At 65.4% G+C, this 25,193-nt stretch carries 20 protein-coding genes; 11 read left to right on the forward strand and 9 right to left on the reverse strand.

Annotation, left to right across the window (positions count from 1 at the left end):
* The first annotated feature begins 171 nt into the window (after positions 1 to 171).
* The 6 genes from ACTX90_RS03360 (at position 172) to ACTX90_RS03385 (ending at position 7,378) form a co-directional block, all read left to right on the forward strand.
* Complete coding sequence (locus ACTX90_RS03360) at positions 172 to 831, forward strand: hypothetical protein (RefSeq protein WP_342352845.1); 660 nt, start codon at positions 172 to 174, stop codon at positions 829 to 831.
* A gap of 96 nt (positions 832 to 927) precedes the next feature.
* Positions 928 to 2,598 (forward strand): bifunctional phosphoribosylaminoimidazolecarboxamide formyltransferase/IMP cyclohydrolase, encoded by a 1,671-nt coding sequence (gene purH, locus ACTX90_RS03365; RefSeq protein WP_443443113.1) that lies wholly within the window; start codon positions 928 to 930, stop codon positions 2,596 to 2,598.
* 530 nt (positions 2,599 to 3,128) lie between these two features.
* Positions 3,129 to 5,015 carry a BCCT family transporter gene (locus tag ACTX90_RS03370; RefSeq protein WP_443443115.1) on the forward strand — a complete coding sequence of 629 codons (1,887 nt, stop codon included), beginning with the start codon at positions 3,129 to 3,131 and terminating at the stop codon, positions 5,013 to 5,015.
* Between the two features lie 91 nt (positions 5,016 to 5,106).
* Positions 5,107 to 5,295 carry a hypothetical protein gene (locus ACTX90_RS03375; RefSeq protein ID WP_152666776.1) on the forward strand — a complete coding sequence of 63 codons (189 nt, stop codon included), beginning with the start codon at positions 5,107 to 5,109 and terminating at the stop codon, positions 5,293 to 5,295.
* Between the two features lie 40 nt (positions 5,296 to 5,335).
* Entirely contained in the window at positions 5,336 to 6,556 is a 1,221-nt protein-coding gene (locus tag ACTX90_RS03380; protein WP_047118340.1) for an NRAMP family divalent metal transporter, read from the forward strand.
* Positions 6,557 to 6,568: 12 nt separating this feature from the next.
* A complete protein-coding gene (locus ACTX90_RS03385) occupies positions 6,569 to 7,378 on the forward strand; it encodes a putative hydro-lyase (RefSeq protein ID WP_120990107.1) in 810 nt (269 codons plus the stop codon).
* 78 nt (positions 7,379 to 7,456) lie between these two features.
* Here ACTX90_RS03385 and ACTX90_RS03390 read toward each other — a convergent pair whose 3' ends face one another.
* The 3 genes from ACTX90_RS03390 to ACTX90_RS03400 all read right to left on the reverse strand — a co-directional run bounded on the left by ACTX90_RS03390 (position 7,457) and on the right by ACTX90_RS03400 (position 10,459).
* A complete protein-coding gene (locus tag ACTX90_RS03390; RefSeq protein WP_443443116.1) occupies positions 7,457 to 8,962 on the reverse strand; it encodes an APC family permease in 1,506 nt (501 codons plus the stop codon).
* Between the two features lie 85 nt (positions 8,963 to 9,047).
* Positions 9,048 to 9,707, reverse strand: a complete 660-nt coding sequence (locus ACTX90_RS03395) for a PDC sensor domain-containing protein (protein ID WP_052772252.1) — start codon at positions 9,705 to 9,707, stop codon at positions 9,048 to 9,050.
* Entirely contained in the window at positions 9,707 to 10,459 is a 753-nt protein-coding gene (locus tag ACTX90_RS03400) for a FadR/GntR family transcriptional regulator (protein WP_047118343.1), read from the reverse strand. The genes ACTX90_RS03395 and ACTX90_RS03400 overlap by 1 nt, the downstream gene beginning before the upstream one ends.
* A gap of 307 nt (positions 10,460 to 10,766) precedes the next feature.
* Here ACTX90_RS03400 and ACTX90_RS03405 point away from each other — a divergent pair, with 307 nt between their 5' ends.
* Positions 10,767 to 12,035 carry an MFS transporter gene (locus ACTX90_RS03405; protein ID WP_047118344.1) on the forward strand — a complete coding sequence of 423 codons (1,269 nt, stop codon included), beginning with the start codon at positions 10,767 to 10,769 and terminating at the stop codon, positions 12,033 to 12,035.
* A 21-nt stretch (positions 12,036 to 12,056) separates the two neighbouring features.
* Here ACTX90_RS03405 and ACTX90_RS03410 read toward each other — a convergent pair whose 3' ends face one another.
* Genes ACTX90_RS03410 through ACTX90_RS03425 form a run of 4 tightly spaced genes read right to left on the reverse strand, consistent with a single transcriptional unit; the run spans position 12,057 to position 16,922 of the window.
* The gene (locus ACTX90_RS03410) at positions 12,057 to 12,752 is read right to left on the reverse strand and encodes a GntR family transcriptional regulator (RefSeq protein WP_047118345.1); all 696 of its coding nucleotides are present in this window, start codon (positions 12,750 to 12,752) and stop codon (positions 12,057 to 12,059) included.
* Between the two features lie 41 nt (positions 12,753 to 12,793).
* The gene (locus tag ACTX90_RS03415) at positions 12,794 to 14,536 is read right to left on the reverse strand and encodes an acetyl/propionyl/methylcrotonyl-CoA carboxylase subunit alpha (protein WP_047118346.1); all 1,743 of its coding nucleotides are present in this window, start codon (positions 14,534 to 14,536) and stop codon (positions 12,794 to 12,796) included.
* Positions 14,533 to 16,167 (reverse strand): 5-oxoprolinase subunit B/C family protein, encoded by a 1,635-nt coding sequence (locus tag ACTX90_RS03420; protein ID WP_047118347.1) that lies wholly within the window; start codon positions 16,165 to 16,167, stop codon positions 14,533 to 14,535. The genes ACTX90_RS03415 and ACTX90_RS03420 overlap by 4 nt, the downstream gene beginning before the upstream one ends.
* Positions 16,164 to 16,922, reverse strand: coding sequence for a LamB/YcsF family protein (locus ACTX90_RS03425; protein ID WP_047118348.1), 759 nt, complete (start codon positions 16,920 to 16,922; stop codon positions 16,164 to 16,166). Before ACTX90_RS03425 ends, ACTX90_RS03420 begins: the two co-directional genes overlap by 4 nt.
* 247 nt (positions 16,923 to 17,169) lie before the next feature.
* Between ACTX90_RS03425 and ACTX90_RS03430 the strand changes: the two genes are divergently transcribed.
* Positions 17,170 to 19,275, forward strand: coding sequence for a catalase (locus ACTX90_RS03430; RefSeq protein ID WP_443443119.1), 2,106 nt, complete (start codon positions 17,170 to 17,172; stop codon positions 19,273 to 19,275).
* A gap of 87 nt (positions 19,276 to 19,362) precedes the next feature.
* On the opposite strand, the gene ACTX90_RS03435 is transcribed toward ACTX90_RS03430, so the two are convergent.
* Together ACTX90_RS03435 and ACTX90_RS03440 are read right to left on the reverse strand one after the other, a co-directional pair.
* Complete coding sequence (locus ACTX90_RS03435) at positions 19,363 to 19,515, reverse strand: hypothetical protein (RefSeq protein ID WP_157359296.1); 153 nt, start codon at positions 19,513 to 19,515, stop codon at positions 19,363 to 19,365.
* A 160-nt stretch (positions 19,516 to 19,675) separates the two neighbouring features.
* Complete coding sequence (locus tag ACTX90_RS03440) at positions 19,676 to 21,133, reverse strand: MDR family MFS transporter (protein WP_052772253.1); 1,458 nt, start codon at positions 21,131 to 21,133, stop codon at positions 19,676 to 19,678.
* Positions 21,134 to 21,278: 145 nt separating this feature from the next.
* On the opposite strand from ACTX90_RS03440, the gene ACTX90_RS03445 reads away from it, so the two are divergent.
* From ACTX90_RS03445 to ACTX90_RS03455, 3 genes are all read left to right on the forward strand, one after another.
* Positions 21,279 to 21,872 carry a TetR/AcrR family transcriptional regulator gene (locus ACTX90_RS03445; RefSeq protein ID WP_052772254.1) on the forward strand — a complete coding sequence of 198 codons (594 nt, stop codon included), beginning with the start codon at positions 21,279 to 21,281 and terminating at the stop codon, positions 21,870 to 21,872.
* A gap of 213 nt (positions 21,873 to 22,085) precedes the next feature.
* On the forward strand, positions 22,086 to 24,320 hold the full coding sequence (locus tag ACTX90_RS03450; protein ID WP_047118350.1) for an NADP-dependent isocitrate dehydrogenase: 2,235 nt from the start codon (positions 22,086 to 22,088) through the stop codon (positions 24,318 to 24,320).
* A gap of 340 nt (positions 24,321 to 24,660) precedes the next feature.
* The gene (locus tag ACTX90_RS03455) at positions 24,661 to 25,140 is read left to right on the forward strand and encodes a GtrA family protein (protein ID WP_047118351.1); all 480 of its coding nucleotides are present in this window, start codon (positions 24,661 to 24,663) and stop codon (positions 25,138 to 25,140) included.
* Positions 25,141 to 25,193: the final 53 nt, after the last annotated feature.

The following is a 25,193-nucleotide window of genomic DNA, read 5'->3' on the forward strand; positions in this document are numbered from 1 at the left end:
TGCCTAAGCCGTCAAGGCCTTTTGCAAGTTCGGGTAAGGGAGTAATCTCTGGACATGGGAGTAGATTGGACCGCTCTCGAAGAGGCGATACGGGTTGCAGCCCTTCGACACGCGGCTGAAGTAATTGAGGCACACCCGGAGCAGACCTTTTATGCGATTGCCCTGCACGGGGTGAGCACCGAAGAGAGCGAAGCCATTGCGATGCCGTTGCTGGCCCTGAACTCGGTTCAGGCCCTGGCGCGCGACCGGGCCGCCGAATCCCGGGAACAACTGGTCGAACGCGGCGAAGACGTGGATGAGCCGGATGACTACGAGGATCGCCCCGACGCTGACGAGCACAACACCCTGGAACCCGAGCCGCCGGTTGCCGACGAGGATTCACTGGTGATTTCGGACTCGGAGCACGATGAGGACTCCGAGGACGAGGAAGACGCGGACGACGGCGAGGACCTGGATACGGTGCTCGCGGTCATCGAAGCGGACCTGGACGAAGACGACGCGGAGAGCTTCTACTCGGACAAGTGGGAGCCCAGCGACTGGCACTGGTCCTCCATCGACCTGTGCGAGGAACCTGCGGCCGGCATCTGGTCCCAGGCCCTGACCGACCAGGCATCCCGCGAGGGATGGGAACCGACCATCAAACGCTATTACCACTGCCTGGTGGCGGTGGCCCACTCGCTGCGCGACGAGTTGAACGCACGGACCTCGGTGGATCTGGTGTCCTACGTCGCCGACGAGGACCATGCGGAGAAGCTGCTGCGCCTTTGCCTGACCGATCAGCAGCTGGCTACGCATTTTCCGCAGCTGGGTGATCTGGTCCAGGGGCACTGACACGAACTGAGGGGCAACCGGCAGATTTCGCTAGAATAGGGGCGGCGGCCTTTCGCCGCCCGCCCCATTCATTCTCACCGCCGGGAGAAAATTTTCGTGAGTAAGACCGTCTTGGACAAAGTCGCTATCCGCCGCGCATTGATTTCCGTCTACGACAAGACCGGCTTGGAGGAACTGGCCGCTGGACTGCACAACGCAGGCGTCCAGCTGATTTCCACCGGTTCCACCGCCAAGAAGATCGCCGCCGCAGGCATCCCAGTGACCGAGGTCGAGCAGGTGACCGGTTCGCCGGAAATGCTCGACGGCCGCGTCAAGACCCTGCACCCCATCATCCACGGCGGCATCCTGGCTGACCGCCGCGTGCCCGAGCACATGGACACCCTGGCCGAGCGCAACATCGGACAGATCGACCTGGTGGTCGTGAACCTGTACCCGTTCGTGCAGACCGTCGCCTCCGGCGCCGCGCAGGACGAGGTTGTCGAGCAGATCGACATCGGAGGCCCGGCCATGGTCCGCTCCGCCGCGAAGAACCACGCCGCCGTGTCCATCGTGGTCGACCCGAGCTTCTACCCGCAGGTCATCGAGGCAGCCGCAGCCGGCGGCTTCGAGCTCAAGACCCGCCAGCGCCTGGCCGCCAAGGCCTACGCGCACACCGCCGCCTATGACACCGCGGTCGCCACCTGGACCGCCAGCCAGTTCCTCGACGAGGACGGCGACGGCGTCATCGACTGGCCTGCCTACTCCGGCGTCGCCCTGCAGCGCGCCGCAGTGCTGCGCTACGGCGAGAACCCGCACCAGCAGGCCGCCCTGTACGTGGACGAGGCGGCCCCTGCCGGCATCGCCCAGGCGGACCAGCTGCACGGCAAGCCGATGAGCTACAACAACTACGTGGACGCCGACGCTGCGCTGCGCGCGGCCTTCGACTTCGACAAGCCTGCCGTGGCAGTCATCAAGCACGCCAACCCGTGCGGCGTAGCGGTGGCCTCCGAGGACGCAGCAGACCCGATTGCCGACGCGCACCGCAAGGCGCACGCCACCGACCCGGTGTCGGCCTTCGGCGGCGTCATCGCGGCCAACCGCACTGTCACCAAGTCCATGGCAGAAACCGTGAAGGGCATCTTCACCGAGGTCGTCATCGCACCCGACTTCGAGCCGGAAGCCGTTGAGATCCTCTCGGCCAAGAAGAACATCCGCCTGCTCGCCCTGCCGGACGGCTACGGCCGCAACAGCAACGAGCTGCGCCAGGTCTCCGGCGGCATGCTGGTCCAGGCCGGCGACAGGATCGACGCCGCCGGCGATGATCCAGCCAACTGGACCCTGGCCGCCGGCGACGCCGCCGACGACGCCACCCTGGCGGACCTGGCCTTCGCCTGGCGCGCGGTGCGTGCCGCGAAGTCCAACGCCATCCTGCTGGCCAAGGACGGCGCCGCGGTAGGCATCGGAATGGGCCAGGTCAACCGCCTGGACTCCTGCAAGCTGGCAGTGGAGCGCGCCAACACCCTGGGTGTGAAGGTCGAATCCGGTGCGGATGCAGCCGGTGGTGCGGAGAACGCCGATACCGCGGCCTCCGAGCAGCGCGCCGTGGGCGCAGTCGCCGCCTCGGATGCGTTCTTCCCGTTCGCCGACGGCCTGCAGATCCTGATCGACGCCGGCGTCAAGGCAGTTGTCCAGCCGGGCGGCTCGGTCCGCGATGAGGAAGTCATCGCCGCCGCGAACGAAGCAGGCATCACCATGTACTTCACCGGTGCACGCCACTTCTTCCACTAGGAACCAATCGCGCCGTTCCGGGCCGTGCCGCCAACGCTTTTCGCGCTGGCTGCACGGCCCGCGGTGCTTAACCGAGCACTGCAGCTGGGGGAGCGCCGCCCGCAGCTGCAGTACAGTCATTGGTTCGGAAATGATGTTCGGCAGCGAGCGGTGCCGGAGCTTGGGTCAAAGCCGTGGAAGTGTTCGCGGGAAAAACGCGAAAGAGTACGGTGAAGCCGCATAGCCGGAACCCCGGAGTCGGGTCCGGGGCAGCCGAAACACTGTCTGCCCCGCCAGCAAAAAGCATCTTTTTTCTGCGGTTGGCGAATCCCCATTTCAGCCCGTGATCACGGGGCAGGATCGCTGCCCGAGATGCCTGAATCCAGCCCGGAGAGGTCCAAAAAGCCCGGGATTTCAAGGTTTTCATAGTAAACTTGTACGCTATGGAATCTCACACGCCACGTCCGCACCCGTCAGGTACGGGATCGAAAGCGACCGAAAAGGGACGTGAAAAAGACCCAAAACAACACCGGGAACGCAAGGGCGAACGCGTGCTCAACGCCCTGCGCCATGCCAAGGAACCGTCCTTCGGCATCCATCCGGGATTGATCCCCGGCATCAGTGTTGAAGACACCGGAGCCACGTTCCCGACCCGCCGCGGAGTATTCATTTCCGCGTTGGTTGCCGTCCTCGCGGTACTGCTCTGGGCCATCATTGCCCCGACGAATTTGAACGAAGTCGGCGTGGGCATGCAGACCTGGGTCGTCACCCACTTCGGCTGGCTGTTCAACGTCATCGTCCTGGGCATCGTGCTGTTCATGCTGGTAGTCGGCTACGGGCCCACCGGCAAGATCCGCCTCGGAGCGGATGACAGCACTCCCGAATTTTCCACCACGTCGTGGATCTCCATGCTGTTCGCCGCGGGCCTGGGCATCGGCTTGATCTTCTACGGCCCGCTGGAACCGCTGAGCCACTTCAAGACTCCGCCGCCATCCACCGATGCGCAGGCAGGCACCAACGACGCGGTGCTCCCGGCGATGACCGACTCCTTCCTCCACCAGGCGACCTTCGCCTGGTGCATCTACGCCTTGGTCGGCGGCGCGCTGGCGTACGTCTCCTACCGTCGTGGGCGCCTGCCGCTGATCTCCTCCCTGTTCGAACCGGTGTTCCCAAACGGCAACAACCGCGTGCTGGGCAAGATCATCGACGTTTTCGCCGTGCTGGTGACTTTGTTCGGCACCGCGACCTCGCTGGGCATCGGCGCACTGCAGATCCGCACCGGTACGAGCATCGTCACCGGAGCGGAACTGGGCAACGGGTTCGTGGTCGTCGCGATCAGCCTGCTGACCGTCGTCTTCACCATTTCGGCGGTGGCCGGCATCAAGAAGGGCATCCGCCTGCTGTCCAACACGAACATGGCGCTGGTCATTTTCATGGCGATCTTCGTGCTGGTCACCGGACCGACCATGTACATCCTGGACCTGCTTCCGGCCTCGGTCATCGCCTTCTTCGACAACCTGCCGCAGATGCTCACGGTCTTCGCCAGCGAGGGCACCGTCGAGAAGGAATACCTGACCGCCTACACCACCTTGTACTGGGCGTGGTGGATTTCCTGGTCGCCGTTCGTGGGCATGTTCATCGCCAAGATTTCCAAGGGCCGTTCGCTGCGCCAGTTCGTCACCGTGGTGATGCTGGTTCCTTCGGCGATCTCCATGATGTGGTTCACCGTCTTCGGCGGCTCCGCCATCTGGATGAACCTCAACGGCCAGGACATCGAAATCCAGGGATCCGGCGAGAACGTCATGTTCGACCTGCTGGCCAACCTGCCGATGAGCCCGGTGATGTGGATCGTCGCCCTGCTGGCGATCCTGGTGTTCTTCGTGACCGCCGCGGACTCCGCGTCGAATGTCATGGGTTCCATGTCGCAGTCCGGCCGCCCGGTGCCGTCCAAGCCGGTCACCATCGTCTGGGCCGTGGCGCTGGGCCTGATCTCCATGTTCCTGCTGCTGGCCGGCGGGCGCAATGCGCTGTCCGGGCTGCAGTCGATCATGGTCACCTGCGCGTTGCCGTTCGCGATCATCCTGATCGGCGTGATGATTTCCTGGGGCATCGAACTGCGCAACGACCCGCTGATGATCCGCCGCCGCTATGCGCTGGAAGCCATCAAGGGCGGCGTCCGCCAGGGCATCGACGAGCACGGCGACGACTTCGTCTTCGGGATCTCGCAGGTTCCGGAGGAACTCGGCGCAGGTGCCGACTTCGACAGCGAGGATCCGGCGCTGACCGAGTGGTACACCGACAATGCGCCGGAATTCACCGGCGAGCAGCCGCAGGTCGAGGCCGGTGGCCCGAAGCCTGCTGAGCTGACAGGGAAGGACGTGCAACCGAGCCTCGAAAAGGCAGAGGACGACGACGCCCCGGAAACGGTCAAGAGCTGACCTGATCCAAAAGTCGTTCCAATGAAGTCCACCGCTTTTCGGCGTTTGCCAAAAAGCGGTGGACTTCTGTGTTCCGATCCGGGGAATGCGCTTGGCGGCGTATTCCCAGCGCTATGCCAGCGTTCTACTGCGGCGTGATGGCAGCCTGCTTGAGGTAGACAGCCAAGCCACCTCAGTGTTCGGCGCCGGCGTTGAGCAAGGCGTGAGCGGAAAAGAAATTGTTCAACAACTACTTGCCCAGATTGTTCAACAACCTGTATTGTCTTGTGCGTTACATTAGTTCTGTGACAGCAGTCACCGCTACCGCAACGGATGAAATCATGTCTACTCCCGATTCGAAGCCTCAGGCTACGTCAAAAGCCCGGCGCACAGCGCTGCTGGGCGCCATGTTCCTCATGGCCACCAGCGCCATCGGCCCTGGTTTCATTACCCAGACCACTGAGTTCACCGTGCAAATCGGTGCGGCCTTCGCCTTCGCCATCGTCGTATCGATCCTCGTCGACATTGCGGTGCAGCTCAACGTCTGGCGCGTGATCGGCGTCAGCGGCCTGCGCGCCCAGGAGCTGGGCAACAAGATCATTCCCGGCGTCGGCTGGCTGCTGGCCGCCTTGGTCTTCATCGGCGGCATGGTGTTCAACATAGGCAACATCGCCGGCACCGGCCTGGGCCTGAACGCGATGCTGGGTGTGGACGCCAAGATCGGCGGTGCCATTTCCGCAGTGATTGCGATCCTGATCTTCCTGTCCAAGAAAGCGGGCATGGCCCTGGACCGCATCGTGGTGCTGCTGGGCGCCATCATGATCCTGCTGATGCTCTATGTCGCCATCGTCGCCGCGCCTCCGGTTGGCGATGCGCTGCGCAACGTGGTGCTTCCCGAGCAGGTCGACTTCCTGATCATCACCACCCTGATCGGCGGCACGGTCGGCGGCTACATCACCTATGCCGGCGCGCACCGCATGCTGGACTCCGGGACCACCGGCGTCGAGCACGTCAAGGAGATCTCCAAGACCTCGGTGCTGGCCATCATCGTCACCGGCATCATGCGGGTGCTGCTCTTTCTGGCAATCCTCGGCGTCGTTGCCGGCGGCGTGGCACTGACCAGCGACAACAAGGCAGCCGAGGCATTCGGCGCCGCGGCAGGAGATATCGGCCTGCGCTCCTTCGGCATCATCCTCTGGGCCGCCGCGCTGACCAGCGTCATCGGCGCCGCCTACACTTCGGTTTCGTTCATCACCAAGAGCACCACCCCCGAACGCACCCGCAACCTGATCACCGTCGGCTTCATCGCCGTCTGCGCCGTGATCTACGTCTTCCTGGGCAAGGCCCCGGCAACCTTGCTGATCTTCGCCGGCGCCTTCAACGGCCTGATCCTTCCGGTCGGCCTGGCCGTCCTGCTCTGGGTGGCCTGGCGCCGCCGCGACCTGATGGGCGGCTATAAGTACCCCAAATTCCTGCTCTTCATCGGCGCCCTGGCCTGGCTCCTGACGGTCTTCCTGGGCTACAACTCCCTGTCGGGGCTCTCGGCCCTGTGGAATGCCTAAGGCGGATTACCCATGGCAAACGTTCGAGACTTGAGCATCAGCGAGCGGGCGGCCCTGAGCCCCCGCGAAGCGCGCGAGTACTTCCGCCAGGGACAGGTGGTGCCCACCGCGGGCTTCAGCGCCGGCTACGCGCAGGCGAACCTGATCATCGTGCCGCAGGCGCTGGCCTTCGACGTGCTGCTTTTCGCCCAGCGCAACCCCAAGTCCTGCCCGATCCTCGGGGTCCTGGAAGCGGGGCAGGTGTCCAACGAGCTGCTGGCCGGTGGCGACATCCGCACCGACGTCCCCAAGTACGTGGTGTACGAGAACGGCGAAAAGGTCGCCGAGCCAACGGATCTTGCCGAGTACTGGCGCGAGGATCTGGTGACCTTCATCGTCGGGTGCTCCTTCACCTTCGAAGCGGCGCTCATCGAGGCAGGCATCTCCGTGGCCCACATCGAGCAGGACGTCAACGTGCCCATGTACAAGACGACGCGGCGCAGCGCCTCGGCAGGATCCATGTCCGGGCCCATGGTGGTTTCGATGCGGCCGATTCCGGCCTCGCAGGTTGCCGACGCGGTGCGCATCACTTCCCGCTACCCAGCGGTGCACGGGGCGCCGGTGCATATCGGCAACCCGGAGGAGCTGGGCATCACGGATCTGGGCAAACCCGATTTCGGCGACGCCGTGCAGATCCCGGAAGGCTGCATTCCGGTGTTCTGGGCCTGCGGCGTCACTCCGCAGGCGGCGGTCATGGAATCGCGCCCGGCTTTGGCCATCGGCCACGCGCCAGGGCACATGCTGATCACTGACGTGAAGGATACGTTCTACCAGGTGCCATAGGCTCCAAATACGCAGCAAAGCCGCAGGCGGCGCACCCCATCGGGGATGCGACGCCTGCGGCTTTGCGTTCTGTATCGATCAGTCGACCGGCGCGGCAGAGCGCTGGGCCGCGCGCAGCTTCTCGGCCACTTCGATGGCGTCATTGCTCGGCGCATCGGACTTGGCATCGGGGCGGGCGATGAACAGGTACAGCGCCCCGGTTCCTGCCACCACTGCAAGCCCGATCAAGACGATCCAGTCGGCCAGGACATCGCCGCTGGAACCGGGGACCGCGAGCAGCACCATGGCGAAGAGGCCGTAGGCCAGGGCCAGGATGTTGACCAGCATGCCGGCGGCGCCCAGCGAGAACGGACCTGCAGGCTTCCAGCCGCGAAGCCGCTGGCGCAGGGCGGCCAGCACCACTGACTGGAAGGCGACGTAGATGCCCAGAATGGCGAAGCCGGTGATCTGGGTCAGCAGGGTCTCCGGCCCGAAGTAGATGAACACGCACAGCAGCAGCGGGATGCAGCAAGCCACCAGCAGGGCATTGGACGGCACCTTGTTGCGCGGGGAGACCTTTGCGAGCCAGCGGTGGCCCGGCAGCATGCCGTCACGGGCGAAGGAATAGATCAGCCGGGATGCGGCGGCTTGCAGCGAGAGCACGCAGGACAGGAACGCGGTCAACGCAACCACCAGGAAGATCTTGGCGCCCACGGCGCCCAGCGAAGCTTCCAGGATGGCCGGGATGGGGTCCACGTCTTCGCCGTTGACGATTTCCTGGAGGTTCGGGGCTGCCAGCACGTAGCCGGTGAATGAGATGAGTGCCGACACGCCGCCGACCAGGATGGTCATCATCATGGCCTTGGGGATGCGCCGGGCTGGGTTGCTGACCTCTTCAGCGACGTCGCCGCAGGCCTCGAAGCCGTAGAAGAGGAACAGGCCGGCCAGCGCCGCGCCCATGAGGGCCACGCCGTAGCTCCCGTCGCCCTCAACACCCATGGAGTCGAAGAAAACGCTGAACGGCTGCTCGCGCTTGAAGACCAGCAGGTAGAAGCCCACGGCGATCACGCCGATCAGCTCTGCGGCCAGGCCGATGCGGGCGATGCGCGCGAGCATCTTGGTGCCGGAGAAGTTCAGCAGCAGGGCGATGAGCAGCATGGCCGTGGCGAACCAGAAGGTGGTGACCTCGGTCAGCTCGACATTGAAGGTGCTGGCCACGAACCCGGAGCCGAACTGGGCCACCGAGGTGATGGTGACGATCATGGCCCAGATGTAGATCCAGGCTGCCATCCAGGCATAGCGCTTGCCCCAGAGCCTGCGGGTCCACGGGTAGATGCCGCCGTGGATCGGGTACTGCGAAACCACCTCGCCGAAGACCAGCGAGACCAGGAACTGCCCCGCGGCCACGATGAGGATCCAGAAGACCGATGGCGGACCGCCGGTGGCCATGGCCAGGGCGAAGAGCGAATAGACGCCCACCAGTGGAGACAAATAGGTAAAGCCCAGGGCGAAGTTGGCCCAAAGGGACATTGAACGGTCAAAGGACTGTTCATAGCCCAGGACGGCCAGATGGTTCCCGTCTTGGAGATCGTGTTGTGAATTCATGGAATCCTCGTTGCGAGCGTACGCAGAAGCTACGTGTGAAGTGTGACACACCGAGAATAACACTTAAAGATTCTATATAGAAGGTTTAATTTTGGCTGCGCACCACCAGCAGGCTCGTACCTGTTACCACGTCCGAATTTTCAAGGGATTCAGGGGCAATCAGGGCACCCAAGCCGTCCCGCGGATCAGAGGAAGTGATCACCCGGCCGTGCGCGGAGACCAGCGCGGCTGGCCCGTCCAAGCCCAGCAGCAGGCGCTGGAGCGCGGGTTCGACATCCCTGACCCGAAGATCCAAACCGACAATTCCTTCGGCGCTGCCGGTGACCGGAATAGTCAGCGTCAGCACGTAGTCGCAGATGCACAGGTGATCGACGAACGGACCGGTGATATGCCGGCGTCCCGAGGAGTGGGGGACCGAATACCATTCAAGGCTGCGGTAGTCGCGAACATAGTCCGCGTACTCGCGCTGCTCCAGCTGCAGCCGATTGATTTCGGAACCGGCAGCGAACAGCGGATTGTCCTGCATCGGTGCCAGCCACCATTCGAACCGCATCTGCCCGGCGCTTTCGCCAATGTAGCCGGCGCCGACGATGCCGTTGGCATCATCCAGAAGCCATGGGCGCACCAGATCCTGGACGGTGGCGCCCAAGTGCTCGGCAGGTAGTTGCGCGATCTGGGTGTGCAGCGCATCCAAACGTTTAAAATACCGCTCGAACCATTCTCCAAGCTCGGCTGCGACGGCCATCAGGCCACCTCCAGTTCTTGTTTGCGGCTGATCAGCCAGGTGGACAGCAGCGTGAATGATTCCTGGCATGCCGCGCGGCCCGGCGCCGCGTCGCGTGATGCCAGGGCCTGCGCCATGGCTCGGTCCAGTTCTGCGATCCGTCCGGCGAGCGCTTCATCGCGCAGACCCAGCCACATGAGCTGCCCGTACTGCGCTTGGAAGCCGATTTGCTCGCGGACCAGCCGTGGGGACTGGGACAGCACGCACAGTTCCAGCAGGAATCCTCCGTGGTCGCGGGCGGCGTTGGCCGGGGTCGAGAAATCCGCGCGGTCGAGCCAGGCTTCCAGGGCTTTCGCTTCGGCCGAAGTGCACACGTGGGTGGCCCGGTCGAGCGCACCGCTGGTGATGACGTCGAGGTAGACCGCGGCATCGAGCAATTCGGTGCGCGAGATGCCGCGCAGCCTGGAGGTCATCAACTGCTGGGAGGCATTGGGGGCTTCGGTGCGGACGAAGGAACCGCCTTCGCGGCCGCGGCGGGTTTCCAGCAGACCATCCTTGCGCATGTCCGCCAAGGCTTCGCGTGCTGTCACCACGGCAACACCGAACTTCTTGGCCAGATCCGTTTCGGTGGGCAGGCGCTCGCCGGGAGCCAGCACACCCAGCAAGATGGCATCGGTGAGCCGCTGGGCGACCTGCGCGGTGCGGGTGTCGGAGCTCAAGGGAGCGAAGACCGCCGTGCGGGAGCCCTTGGCTGGTGATGTCTGCTCCGTCATCAGGCCGCCTGTCGCCCGGGGCGGAAGGCGGAGTGGCGCTGGCTGGTCCGCCTCGTGAGTGCGCTGCGCATCTGTCGACCTCTCTGACGCTGGAATGTATCGGCTGTCCTTCTCCTGGGAGGGGAAAATATCCAGCCCAGGTTTGATCATATCGACAAGCGCTGGACGCCGGATTGCCAGCTGCGCCGCTGGGTCGCGTGGAAGCGGCGTCATGAATCCGTCTTTGCGCTGTGAATCATGACACACTGGCGTGAATGGTGGACAGTTGGTCGCCATCACTTCTTGAACGTGAAAGAAACATCGGTCTATGGCACAACAGGCAAAATATTGGTTTCCCGCAGCACTGTGCCTGCTTCTGGTGGGATGGGGAGCCAACCAATACGTCGCGCTGCTGGTGCATTACAGGCAGGACCACGGCTTCTCGGAAGTGCTGGTGACCTCCTTGCTGGGCATCTACGTGCTGGGACTGGTACCGGCACTGCTGCTCGGCGGGCGCGCCTCTGACCTGCGTGGACGCAAACGCCTCACGATGATCGCGGTGCTGATCTCCATTGCCGCGAGCCTTGCCTTGATGCTCTCGCACCTCGGTCCCTTGCCGCTGTTCGCCGGCAGGCTGCTGGCCGGCACGGCGACCGGCCTGGGCATGGCGGCTGCAACAAGCTGGGTCAAGGAGCTCTCCCAAGCACCCTGGGATCCGAACTCGACGGCCGGATCCGGGGCCCGGCGTGCCTCGCTGCTGACCTCCACCGGATTCTGCCTGGGCCCGGTGGCCGGGGGAATGCTGGTGGCGTGGGCGCCGATGCCGGATGTCCTTCCCTACGCAACTCACATCCTGTTGTGCCTGCCGGTCCTGATCCTGCTGCGCAAGCTCCCCGAAACCAGGCAACGCCAACTCCCGCAAGCCACGGCACCCGGTACCCAGACCCGGCCAATACCGGGCGGTGCGGCGCAGCAGCGCGGCGGCAAACGGTTCTGGGCGGTCATCGCACCCGCCGCCCCGTGGGTGTTCGCGGCGGCGACCATGGGCTTCGTGGTGATTCCGGAGATGGTTCCCGCCATGGGCGGTGCGGCACGCCATACCTACACCACCGTGGCGGTGGCGCTGACCATGGGATGCGGTGTGCTGATCCAGCCGCTGGGACGCAGGGTCGATACCGTCAACAGCGCCCGCACCCTGCTGCTGGGCGTCGCAGTGGTGCTTGGCGGCATGCTGGCCATCATCGGGGCGATCCTGCTCAACAGCCCGGCGCTTGGCCTGGGCGCTTCGGTGCTGCTCGGTTGCGGCAATGGCCTGTTGATGGTGGGCGGGCTGCTTGAACTGCAGCGCGCAGCGGGCCCGGACGAGCTTGGCTTGCTGACGGGCTTCTTCTACACCTTTGCCTACGCCGGGTTCCTGGCGCCCACGGTGATTGCCCTGATGGCCCAGTGGGTCTCCAGCCTGTGGATCATGGGCGCCGTGGTTCTCCTGTGCCTGCTGTCCCTTGCAGTGGTTGCCGTGAATTCACGCAAGCACCTGCCCCGTGCGCTGGAGCGCATCGACTCAGGGGCAGCGCTCGCGGCTCCCGAGAACGCCTGAACCTGAGCCGCGCCGGCAGGCCTAACTGCCGTCGGCGTCCATCCGCTCCTTCAGATGGGAGAGCAACTCGGTTTCCGCGACGTCCAGGTAGTTGCGCAGCGCGGCCGCGGCCTGCTCGCGCTCGCCGTCGCGCAGCATCTCGACCAGCGACGCGTTGAGCTCGACGTAGTGCGAGTGGAAGTCCGGGGCATCGCTCATGGCGTGGAAGACCAATCGCATCTGGGCCAACACCCGGGTCATCAGCTCCTGCAGCTGGGCGCTGCCGCTGGCGCGCACAACCTCCTCGTGGAAGCGCTGGTTGGCGGTCGCCATCGCCTCGATCTTCCCGGAGGCCAGGGCGGTGCGGGCCTTCTTGATGATCCGTTCAAGGGCTGGCACGTTGAGCTTCGGGCCCCAGTGCAGCGCCGCGGGTTCGATCATGCGGCGTACCGCATAGATTTCCTTGACATCGTCCATGCCCGGGGAGGCGACAAACACCCCGCGGTTGGGGATACGCGTAATGATCAGCTCGTTGCCCAGCACGGTGAATGCCTCGCGCAGCGTGTTGCGCGAGACGCCCAGGGCCTGGGCCAGAGCCTGCTCGGAGAGCTTCGTTCCCGGGCGCAGCTGCCCCTCGGCGATTTTGGTGCGCAGCACCGAGGCAACCCAGGCGCCGGTATGGGCGTGGGTTGCCTCCTCCTCCAGCGGGAGAGCACGAATCAGGTCATTCACGAGCATGCTTCCAATCTAATTCACCCTGAAGGACGCAGCGCAAAGCGTTAAGCGATGCGCCCCATGTCTTCCCCGCGGGAAATCATGGTTCCCGGGGTCTGCGCGCCCCGGGTGAAGGTGCCGGAGGCGTGCGCGGTGACGTTGGATTCCATTTTCATGGCTTCCAGCACTGCCACGGTGTCGCCGGCGGCGACCGCGGCGCCGTCCTCGGCCACCCACTTGACCAGGTTCCCGTTCATCGGGGCGCTCAGGGTGGCTGCGCTGGCGGCGGCCTCGACGTTGTCCGCGGCGGCTTCCATGGCGGCCCCGTGCCCGCCATGGCGGATGGAATCCACCAGCGAGGCCGGCAGGCCGATGTTCATGGCCTTGCCCTCGATTTCGATGGTGAGGGTCTCTCGTTCGGCGCCCGGCTGGGCGGCGGCGATTTCCGGGCTGGACGCGAGGTCCTCGGCGAACTCCGCCTCGATCCACGTGGTGTAGACCCCGTAGGCGTCATCCCGGGTGAACTCGGCGTTGCGCACCACGGCGCGGTGGAAGGGAAGCACCGAGGGCACTCCGGTGATGACCATTTCATCCAGGGCCTGCTTCGCGCGGCGCAGCGCCTGGGCGCGGGTGGCTCCGGTGACGATCAGCTTGGCCATCAGCGAATCGTAGTAGGAGGGGACCACCGAGTTGGTGCGTACTCCCGAATCCACGCGGATGCCAGAGCCGGTCGGAGCCTCGAAGCCGGTGATGCGTCCGGGGCCCGGCAGGAAGCCGCGCGCCGGGTCCTCGGCGTTAATGCGGAACTCGAAGCTGTGCCCGGTCGGGGCCGGATCCTCGGTGAAGGACAGCGGCTCGCCGGCGGCGATGCGCAGCTGCTCGGCCACCAGGTCCACGCCGGTGGTTTCCTCGGTGATCGGGTGCTCCACCTGCAGGCGGGTGTTGACCTCCAGGAAGGAGATCAGCCCGTCCGGGGCCACCAGGTATTCAACGGTTCCGGCGCCCACGTAGCCTGCCTCCAGGCAGATCGCCTTGGCGGAGGAGTGGATGGAGGCGCGCTGCTCGTCGGTGAGGAAGGGGGCCGGGGCCTCCTCGACGAGCTTCTGGTGGCGGCGCTGCAGCGAGCAGTCGCGGGTGCCCACCACCACGGCGTTGCCGTGTGCATCGGCCAGCACCTGCGCTTCGACGTGGCGCGGCTTGTCCAGGAAGCGCTCGACGAAGCATTCGCCGCGGCCGAACGCCGCGGTCGCCTCGCGCACCGCCGATTCGTAGGAGGCCTCGATGTCTTCCATCGCGCGGACCACCTTGATGCCGCGTCCGCCGCCGCCAAAGGCCGCCTTGATGGCCACCGGCAGGCCGAACTGCTCGGCGAAGTCGCGCACCTGCGCGGCGTCGGCCACCGGGCCGTCGGTGCCCGGCACCAGCGGGGCTCCGGCGCGCACGGCGATCTCGCGGGCGGTGACCTTGTTGCCCAAAGCCCGGATCGCTTCGGGGGACGGGCCGATCCAGGTCATGCCTGCATCGATGACCGCCTGGGCGAAGTCGGCGTTTTCGGCCAGGAAGCCGTAGCCCGGGTGCACCGCGTCGGCGCCGGCACGGGTGCCGATCTCGATGATCTTGGCGATGTCCAGATAGGTGTCGGCGCTCTGCGAACCGTTCAGCGCGTAGGCCTCGTCGGCGCGGCGCACATGCAGGGCGTCGGCATCCGGATCCGAGTAGATGGCCACGGAGACCAGCTGGGCGTCGGTGCAGGCACGGGCGATGCGGACGGCGATCTCGCCGCGGTTGGCGATCAGTACTTTTTTCATGCGCGGTGTTCCTTCAGGGGAGTGCGGGAGCCTGGGTGGGATGTCAGTTCAAAGCGGATCAGCGAGCCAGGGGGCAGCTGGGCGGCGGCGGGCAGGTCTTCGTCGACGACCGCGGCGATCACCGGGTAGCCGCCGGTGACCGGGTGGTCGGCCAGGAACAGCACCGGAAGACCGGAGGGCGGGACCTGCAGCGAGCCCAGGGCCACGCCCTCGGAAGGCAGCTCGCCCGCGCGCACCCGTTCCAGCGGCCGCGCGTCGTCCTGGCCCAATTCCAGCCGGACGCCCACGCGGTTCGAATCCGCGGAGGCCTTCCAGAGCTGGCCGGCCAGCCGGGCCAGTCCCGGGGCGCCGAACCAGTCCTCGCGCGGGCCGGGGGTGATGCGCAGCGTGAAGACGCCGTGCTCGTCGGGCACCGGCAGCGGCGAGGGCTCGGGGTTGCCCACCACCTGCAGGCCGGAGACTTCTCCGACCGGCAGCAGCTGCCCAGCGCGCAGCGGCGCGGGGCCGATGCCAGACATCGAGTCGCTGGAGCGGGAACCCAGCACCGCAGGGACGTCGAACCCGCCGCGCACGCCTAGGTAGCTGCGCAGTCCGGCGCCGTTCGGGGTGAGGGCGAGCAGCTCGCCGTCGAGCAGCGCGAAGGGCGTGTCCATGGGGATCTGCCGGAATTCGTGGAAGTCGTCGCCGTCCACCGGGGTGATGTCCACGGTGGCGCAGGCTCCGGAGACCGCGAGCACCGCATCCCCGCGGGCGCGCAGGGTGAGCGTGCCCATCAGGTTCTCGATGACGGCTGCGCCTGGCTGGTTGCCGACCAGGCGGTTGGCCTGGGCGGCGGAGATGGCATCGGCCCAGCCGGCGGTGCTGACTCCCAGATCGCCCAGGCCCGGACGGCCAGCGTCCTGGATCAGCGACTGCAGTCCCGGATCAAGGATCTCCAGCTGGGCGGCGGAGGACGCCGGGCGCTCGGTGTCTGGGGCCGGTTCGGCGGCGGGGGCGTCCGCCACGGTCAATGCGGCGCGGCTGGGGATGAACTGCACGCGGTCCTGCGGGCGGATCAGCGCGGGGTTCTCGCGCTCAAGGTCCCACAGCACTGCATCGGTGTGGCCGATCAGCTGCCAGCCGCCGGGGGACTGGCGGGGGTAGACGGCCGAGTACTCTCCGGCCAGCGCCACCGCGCCGGCGGGGACCGCCTTGCGCGGGGTGGCGCGGCGCGGCACGTTCAGCAGCTGGTTCTCGCCGCGCAGGTAGGCGAAGCCCGGGGCGAAGCCACCGAAGGCCGCCCGCCAGGTCTGCTGGGAATGGGCGTTGATGACCGCCTCGGGGCTCAGCGAGGTCAGCCGGGCCACCTCGGCCAGGTCTTCGCCGTCGTAATGGACGGGCACAGTGATCAGCGAACCGGTCGCGGCCGCGGAGGACCCCAGTTCCAGGGTGCGCACGGTCTTGGCGATGGCCTGAGCGTTGGCCGCGCAGTCGGCCTTGATGAACACGGTGCTCGCCGCGGCGAGTACGTCGAGCTGTCCGGGCAGCGGGCTGGTGCGCAGCAGGGCCGACAAGCCCAGCACTGAATCCAGGTCCGGGAGCTCTACCAGCACCGAGCGGCTGCCGGCCAGTCGTACGTCGCGCTGGCTCATGCAAAACTCTTAATGCTCACGCCGGCGGATTCCAAGCCTTCGCGGACCGCGGCGGCCATGGCCACGGCTCCGGCGGTGTCGCCGTGCAGGCAGATGCTTTCGGCGGGCATGGTGATGGTGCTGCCGTCCACTGCCTCCAAGGTGCCCTCGGTGGCCAGACGGATCATGTTCGCGGTGACTGCCGCCGGGTCGTGCAGCACGGCGTTGGCTTCGCGGCGCGAGACCAGGGTGCCGTCCGGGTTGTAGTTGCGGTCGGCAAAGGCTTCGGCCACCCCGCGCAGCCCTGCCTTCTCGGCCTTGGCCAGCGCCACGGATCCGGGCAGCAGCAGCACCGGCAGGTCTTCGCCGAAGGCCTTGATGGCGTCCACGACGGCCTGGGCGTGCACCTCGTGGTGCACGATCGTGTTGTAGAGCGCGCCGTGCGGCTTGACGTACTTGATCTCCCCGCCGGCCGAGCGGGCCAGAGCCTGCAGGGCGCCGAGCTGGTAGAGCACGTCGTCGGCCAGTTCCGTGGCCGAGCAGTCAACGAAGCGGCGGCCGAATCCGGCCAGGTCGCGATAGCCCACATGCGCCCCGATGGTCACCGAGGCGGCGACCGCGTCCTTGCAGGTTTGGCGGATGGTGCTGGGGTCGCCGGCGTGGAATCCGCAGGCGACATTGGCCGAGGAGACGGAGGTGAAGATGGCGGCGTCGTCGCCCATGCTCCAGTTGCCGAAGGACTCGCCGACATCGGAATTCAGGTCTATGAATGGCATTGTGATCCCCGTCTCGATAAATGTGTTGCTTACAGAATGCACCAAAAACCAAGATTGTTCAACAATCTCTCGTCGTATGGCGCTGGGAGCACCAAGGCTGGAAAGAGCATGGGAATTAGCAGGCTTCATGGAAACGGCCTGCCCGAACCCATAGCGTGGCAAAGACCTTGCTGTTCACCGTATCGCGGAGCACCGCGCGGGACAGCCGAAGGCATTCCGAAAGAATTCCAGGACGAAGGAGCACGCAATGACGACCGAATCAGCACATCCCACCAATCCGGAAGCGGACCGCCGGGACAAGGCTCCGGGGCAGACCTCGAAGCACCTGACCACGAGCCAGGGATCCCCGTTGACGGATACCGACCACTCCTTGAAAGTGGGCGAGCGGGGACCGATCCTCCTTCAAGACCACCATTTGCGCGAGAAAATCATGCACTTCGACCATGAGCGCATCCCGGAGCGCGTGGTCCACGCCCGCGGCGCCGGCGCCCATGGAAAGTTCGTCAGCTACGGCAATGCCGCAGACTTCTGCGTTGCGGATTTCCTGAAGCCGAACAAGCAGACCGATGTCTTCGTGCGCTTCTCCACGGTAGCTGGCTCCCGCGGTTCGATGGACACGGCCCGCGACACCCGAGGCTTCGCCACGAAGTTCTACACCGAGGAAGGCGTTTTCGACCTCGTGGGGAACAACATCCCGGTCTTCTTCATCCAGGACGGAATCAAGTTCCCGGACATCGTCCACGCGGTAAAGCCCGAGCCGGATCGGGAAATTCCGCAGGCCCAGTCGGCGCACGATACCTTCTGGGATTTCGTCTCCCTGCACACCCCGGCGCAGGCCCACACCATGTGGAACATGAGCGACCGCGGGATTCCGCGGTCCTACCGCATGATGGAAGGCTTTGGCGTGCATACCTTCCGCATGATCGGACCGGGCGGCAAGGCCTCCCTGGTCAAGTTCCACTGGAAGCCGAAGCTCGGTGTCCACTCGCTGACATGGGAAGAAGCCCAGCTGGCCGCAGGAGCGGACCCGGACTTCCACCGCCGGGACCTGGCTGACGCGATTGATGCCGGCGCCTATCCGGAATGGGAGCTGGGCGTCCAGCTTTTCGAGGATGACGGCACCGCGACCTTCCAGGGCATCGACCTGCTCGATCCCACCAAGTTCGTCCCGGAAGAGCTGTGCCCGGTGCAGCTGATCGGCAAGATGGTGCTGGATCGCAATCCATCGAACTACTTCGCCGAAACCGAGCAGGTTGCCTTCCACCCGGGCCATCTGGTGCCGGGCATCGACATCACCGATGATCCCTTGCTGCAAGCGCGCCTGTTCTCCTACCTGGATACCCAGCTGACCCGCCTGGGCGGGCCGAACTTCGCCCAGATCCCGATCAACAGCCCGAAGAACCCGGTCAACGACATGTTCCGGGATGGCTATCACCAGCACAATATCCATGAGGGCATCGCGCCCTACAAGCCGAATTCGCTGGACGGCGGATGCCCGTTCATGGCGGAGCTGGCCAACGGCCAGGAATTCCCGGCCTTGGAGTACCCGCAGGAAACCGCGGGCACCAAGCAGCGCAGCGAACCGGTGAGCTTCTCGGACCATTACTCCCAGGCGCGGCTGTTCTACCGCAGCCTCAGCGCCCAGGAACGCGACCATATCAAGCAGGCCTACAGCTTTGAATTGGGCAAGTGCGCGGATAACACGATCCGCGAGCGCCAGGTCCAGTGCCTGGCGGAGATCGACGCGGACCTCGCCGCCGCGGTGGCCAGCGCGCTCGGGCTGCCGGCGCCTGCGCCGCAGCAGGACATCGACGATCTGCCGTTGAGCCCGGCCCTCTCCCAGGTTGGCGGCACCTGGCCGGTGGACGGACGCCAGATCGGGATAGTCGTCGGCTTGCCCGGCTACCCGCAGGACAAGGAGCTGGCCGAGACGATCCGCGCCAAGGGGATGACCCCGCTGATTGTCGCGCCCCATGGCGGGAAAACCGAGTCGGGGATGGAAGTGGACCGGACCTATTTCACTACCCGCTCGATCGAGTTCGACGCGCTGGTGCTTGCCGGCGCGCTGCCTCCGGCGGCCGATGCGCAGGTTCCCCTGGACACCAAGGCAGGAGCCGGCGTGGGCGTGCCGCAGTCGGCGGATCCCCGCGTGGTCCTGCTGGTGCAGGAGGCCTACCGCCAGAGCAAGCCGATCCTGTGCTTGGATGAAGCGGCCTATGGCGCGGTGAACGCCGCCGGGCTGCCAAGCGGCGATCCGGGCGTGGAACTGGTTGACGCGGACGCACTGACCGGGGTCTTGGAGGAACTGGTCTCCCGGCACCGCGTGTGGGGCAGGTTCCCGGCCGAGGGCTAACCAGTCCTGCTGCACAAGCCAGCGGGCCGGCAGGTACGAATCTCGTACCTGCCGGCCCGCTGTCCGTTGTGAAGAAGCGTGCAACTCCTATCGCTGGGTCGAGTCCTTCTTCTGCTCGTCGTCGTCTTCGTGGCCGAAGGGAATCGGAGACGAGGTCGGGGAATCCGGGACGGTGGTGTTCTTGCCCTGCGGATCAGGGGTCTTGTCTGGTGCGACGGTTTCGTCGTGGTTGTTGCCCATGTTCTCTCCCTTGTCTTCGGTAGCGTGCCGACCGCTCAAGCTGCTCGGCCTCCGCCTGGGTTTGGCAGATGACCTAACCCTAGCGAGCTGCGCTTCACGAGGCTCCCAACCTTGGCGGAGGCTGGGAAACTGCCCGAGGCCCTGCCTCGGAGGGATGCGGCTACCTGCCCGTGGGCGCGGTGCCGCGTCCGATGAACAGCGAGAGAACCACCGTTGCGCTGGCCAGCACCGCGCCGATGAGGAAGGCCATGTGCGCGCCGTCGAACAGGGCCTGGACGGCGCTGGTTCCGGAAGCCTCCTGCGCGGTGGACAGCAGGGTCAGGATGGTGACGAACAGCGTAGTGCCGATCGCGCCGCCCAGCTGCTGGCCGGTATTGAAGATCGCGGAGCCATGGCCGAACAGGCGCGGATCCACCGAAGCCATGGCCGAGGACATCAGCCCGGTCATGAGCAGCGCGAATCCGATGGAGAAGACCACGTGCGCGGTGGCGAACAGCCACAGCGGGCTGTCGGCGCGCACGCCCACATAGAGCCACTGGCCCCCGGCCAGCATGGCGGTTCCCGGGATCAATACCGGGCGCGGGCCGAAGCGGTCGTAGACGCGCCCGAAGACCGGGGAGGCCACCGCCTGGGCCAACCCGCCCGGCAGGAGCATCAGGCCGATGGTCAACGAGTCCAGTCCCCGCCCGGATTCGAGGAGGATCGGCACAACCATGAGCGAACCGAGCAGCGTGCCGAAGGCGATCATGATCAGGATCATGGCCAGCCGGAAGTTGCGCGAGGCGAAGGGAGCGAGATTCAGCAGTTCCCGCCCCTCGCGCGCCAGCCCCCGCTGGCGGCGGATGAACAAGACCAGGGACAACGCGCCGATGGCGAAGCTGGCGATGGCCATGGCGGGGTTCTGCGAGGCGTGCTCGATGCTTGAAATGCCGTAGACCAGCAGGCCGAAGGCCACTGCGGAAAGGAGCACGGACGCCGCGTCGACGCGGGTTTTCTGCGCGCTGGCGGGAACCTTGAAGAAGACGACGCCGAGAACGAGGACCAGCACCGCGATCGGCAGCATCATGGCGAAGATGTAGTGCCAGCCCCACGCGTGGACCACCGCGCCGGAAACGGTGGGTCCCACGGCCGGTCCCACGCCGATGACCACGGAGTTCAGCCCCATGACCGTGCCGCGGCGCTGCGCCGGCACCAGTCGCAGCGTGGTGGTCATGAGCAGGGGCAGCACAATGGCCGTGCCCAGCGCCTGGACCATGCGGGCGGCCAGGAGCAGCACGAAGCTGGGAGCCAGCGCCGCGACGGCGGTGCCGATGATGAAGCTGATGATGGCGAACATGAACAGCGAACGGTGGGTGAAGCGCTGCAGCAGGAAGCCGGTCGTCGGAATCACCACTGACAGGGTCAGCAGGAATCCGGTCGTCAGCCACTGACCCGTGGCAGCTGAGATCTGCAGGTCGTTCATGATGCCGGGCAGCGCCACGGTCAGCACCGTCTCGTTGAGGATCATCATGAAGGCGGCCAGCGCCAGGGCCGCGATGATCCCGGTCACCTGCCGGGTGGACAGCTGGGGGCCGGCCGGCGGCGCGCTCTGGGCGGTTTGAATGTGTTCGGTGGACACGGTTACCTCGTTCTTGAAGGGAAGACTCCAAGATTCTGTCATAGTCTGACACATTTAAGGGAGGATTCTGTCAGAGTGTGACAGGAAATATGCTGGAGTACCCGGGATACCATGGCGACAGGCAACCGAACGCAAGGAGTGCACGGTGGGAATCCGAGACGAACGCAAAGCCGCGACCTTGCAGGGCATCCGGTCCGCGGCCTTGGACATTCTGGAAGAGCAGGGCTTCGACGCGGTGACGGTGGGGCGCATCGCCCAGCGTGCCGGAATTTCCGAACGGACCTTTTTCCGCTACGTTCCCTCCAGGGAAGCGGCCATGCTGCCTGCCGAGCGCGGGCTGTTTGAAGCGGTGGAGGGCTGCGACATCCCCGACGGCGCGGATGGGGCAAGCATTCTGCGCCTGCTGTTGGCCGCCTTCCGGAGCATGCTGCTGGAAGAAGTCCAGGGCAATGAATTCCGCCGTGTTTCGCGGCTGATGGTGGCCGAGCCGCGGTTGCTGCTGGTGGCCACGCGGCAGGAGCAGGAGCTGGTGGCCGCGGTTTCCGATTACCTGACCGGACGCGGGCTGCTCGCGGCCATGCCTGCGCTGCTGATCGGCGAAATGCTCGCAACCTGCTGGCGCGTGACCTGGCAGTGCTTCGGCCTGGCCGAGCGGTCCGGCGAATCCGCGGACCCTGCTGGCATCTTCGATGAGGTGGCGGCATCGCTCGGCGTGCTGACGGCGCAGCTGGCCGAATAGCGAACATGGCGCTTGAGTTATCGACGATTAACTTAAATGTGACGAACTGCTCGTAGCCCCTCCCACCCGGCAATTGGGCGAATTTTAGGGCTCTTTCGGCGTATTTTCCGGGACTGGAAAGTGTGGCGCGGAGCAAAATCGGGTAGATTTGGAACGTTGAGTTCAGGGCGGATAACCCCGCTTCCGCACGACGTTCAGGGAGAAGCCACACCTATGGCCAAGATTATTTACACCCACACCGACGAAGCGCCGATGCTGGCGACCCACTCGTTCCTGCCGATCGTGGAGGCCTTCGCCTCGACCGCCGGTGTGGAGCTGGAGACCCGCGACATCTCGCTGGCCGGCCGCATCATCGCCACCTTCCCGGACTACATCACCGAAGAGCAGCGCATCGGCGACGCCCTGGCTGAGCTTGGCGACCTGGCCAAGACCCCGGAAGCTAACATCATCAAGCTTCCGAACATCTCCGCGTCGATCCCGCAGCTGAAGGCCGCGATCGCCGAGCTGCAGGCCGCCGGCTACGCCCTGCCGGACTACCCGGACAACCCTTCCTCCGACGAAGAGACCGACGTCCGCGCCCGCTACGACAAGATCAAGGGCTCCGCCGTGAACCCGGTGCTGCGCGAGGGCAACTCCGACCGCCGCGCACCGCTGAGCGTGAAGAACTACGCCCGCAAGTACCCGCACTCGATGGGCGCCTGGGCCGCGGACTCGAAGACCAACGTCGCCACCATGGGCGTTGACGACTTCGCCTCGAACGAGAAGTCCATCGTCATCGACAAGGACAAGTCGATCTCCATCCGCTTCGTCGGCGAAGACGGCGAAGTCAAGGTCCTGAAGAAGCCTTTCAAGGTGCTCAAGGGCGAGGTCATCGACGGCACCGTCATGCACGTGGCAGCCCTGCAGGACTTCCTGAAGGCCTCCGTGGCCCGCGCCAAGGAAGAGGGCATCCTCTTCTCGGCACACCTGAAGGCCACCATGATGAAGGTCTCCGACCCGATCATCTTCGGCCAGGTCGTCAAGGCCTACTTCTCCGAGCTGTTCGACACCTACGGGGACGAGCTGGCGGCAGCCGGCCTGAACCCGAACAACGGCCTGGCCGCCATCCTCAACGGCCTGGACGAGCTCTCCGACGACGTGCGCGCCGGCGTTGAGAAGCTGATCGCCAAGGGCCTGGAAGAGGGCCCGGCAGTTGCCATGGTCGACTCCGACAAGGGCATCACCAACCTGCACGTCCCATCGGACGTCATCGTGGACGCTTCCATGCCTGCCATGATCCGCCTGGGCGGCAAGATGTGGGACGCCAAGGGCGAGACCGCAGACACCCTGGCCGTGCTGCCCGACTCCTCCTACGCAGGCGTCTACCAGGCCGTGATCGAGGACTGCCGTGCCAACGGCGCCTACGACCCGACCACCATGGGCACCGTGCCGAACGTCGGCCTGATGGCCCAGAAGGCCGAGGAATACGGCTCCCACGACAAGACCTTCGAGCTGGCCGCCAACGGACATGTGCAGATCGTCGACGAGAACGACACCGTGCTGATCGAGCACCAGGTCTTCACCGGAGACATCTGGCGCGCCTGCCAGACCAAGGACGTCGCCATCCGCGACTGGGTGAAGCTGGCAGTGAACCGCGCCCGCGCCTCCCAGACCCCGATCGTGTTCTGGCTGGATGAGAACCGCGCCCACGACGCCGTGCTGATCGCCAAGGTCAACGAGTACCTCAAGGAGCACGACACCGAGGGCCTGACCATCGAGATCCTGTCCCCGATCGAGGCCACCAAGTACTCGATCGAGCGCATCCGCAAGGGCGAGGACACCATCTCGGTCACCGGCAACGTGCTGCGCGACTACCTGACCGACCTGTTCCCGATCCTGGAACTGGGCACCAGCGCCAAGATGCTGTCCATCGTGCCGCTGCTGGCAGGCGGCGGACTGTTCGAGACCGGCGCCGGAGGCTCCGCTCCGAAGCACGTGCAGCAGCTGGTGTCCGAGAACCACCTGCGCTGGGATTCGCTGGGCGAATTCATGGCACTGGGCGCTTCCTTCGAGCACCTGGCAGTCACCACCGGCAACGCCCGCGCACAGGTCCTGGCAGACACCCTGGATGCCGCCACCGGCACCTTCCTGCTGGAAGACAAGTCGCCGAAGCGCAAGGTCGGCGAGCTGGACAACCGCGGCAGCCACTTCTACCTGGCCAAGTTCTGGGCCGAGGAACTGGCCAAGCAGGACAAGGACGCCGAGCTGGCATCGGCCTTCGCCGACGTTGCCAAGGCACTGGGCGAGAACGAGGAAACCATCGTGGCCGAACTCGCCGAGGTCCAGGGCAAGCCGGTCGACCTGGCAGGCTACTACCGCCCGAGCGAGGAAAAGACCAGCGCAGTGATGCGTCCAAGCGCCACCTTGAACAAGGCCCTTGAACTGCTGACCAACGCAGTCTCCAAGTAACCCTCACCGGTTGCGCGCCGCACGGCACCACCCCTTCGGGGATGGTGCCGTGCGGCTTTTAACCACCGGTTACCCCGGGAGCATCGAACCACCTGCAACTGGCCGCAAACCGGCCGGGGAACCTGAAAACGGCTGGCCGCGGAATGTTTTCGGCAGACTCCCAGGTTTTGCGGTGCAACTCACACAGCGCAGGAAATTTCCTTGTGGGCACTGGGTATTTTCGAAGTCCCACGAGGTAACCAACAGGTGAAAACCGATTGTCTCTTTGGCTCTTCCCAGAGTGTGAAACTAAAATCGGTGTGTTAGGCGTTTTTTCGCGCTCACCGAACTCAGGAGAAGTATGGCTCTACGTGAAAATCCAGTGGTAGTCCGTGCCCTGCGTTTCCTCGGCGTCGGTGGGTTCTGCTTCATCGTGACCTTGGCCGTGAACTACGGCCTGAAGTACACCGTGATGGAAGACCATCCGACCACTGCATTCCTGATCGCCAACACCGTGGCGACCGTGGTGTCCTACGTGCTCTCGCGCCAGTACACCTTCCAGGATCGCAATGATGCGCACCGCAAGCGCATCCAGGTCATCGGCTTCTTCGCGGTCTCCGCGATGGGCATCGTGATCAACTCGGCTCCGCTGTACATTTCGCGTTGGGTCTTCGGCCTGCACTACCCGAACGTCTCCTTCCTGTTCCAGGAAGCCGCCGACTTCATCTCCGGACCGATCATCGGCACCGCGCTGGCGATGGTCTTCCGCTGGTGGGCCCTGCACAAGTTCGTCTTCCCGGATGCTTCCAAGAAGGAGCAGAAGGTCGAGCTGGCCGCCTAGCCCGCATGCCGCTTCACGGGATCGCATCCCGAAAGCTCTTGGACACACAGAAA

This window comes from Glutamicibacter soli, from assembly GCF_052322135.1.
In the GTDB taxonomy this organism is placed as follows: domain Bacteria; phylum Actinomycetota; class Actinomycetes; order Actinomycetales; family Micrococcaceae; genus Glutamicibacter; species Glutamicibacter soli.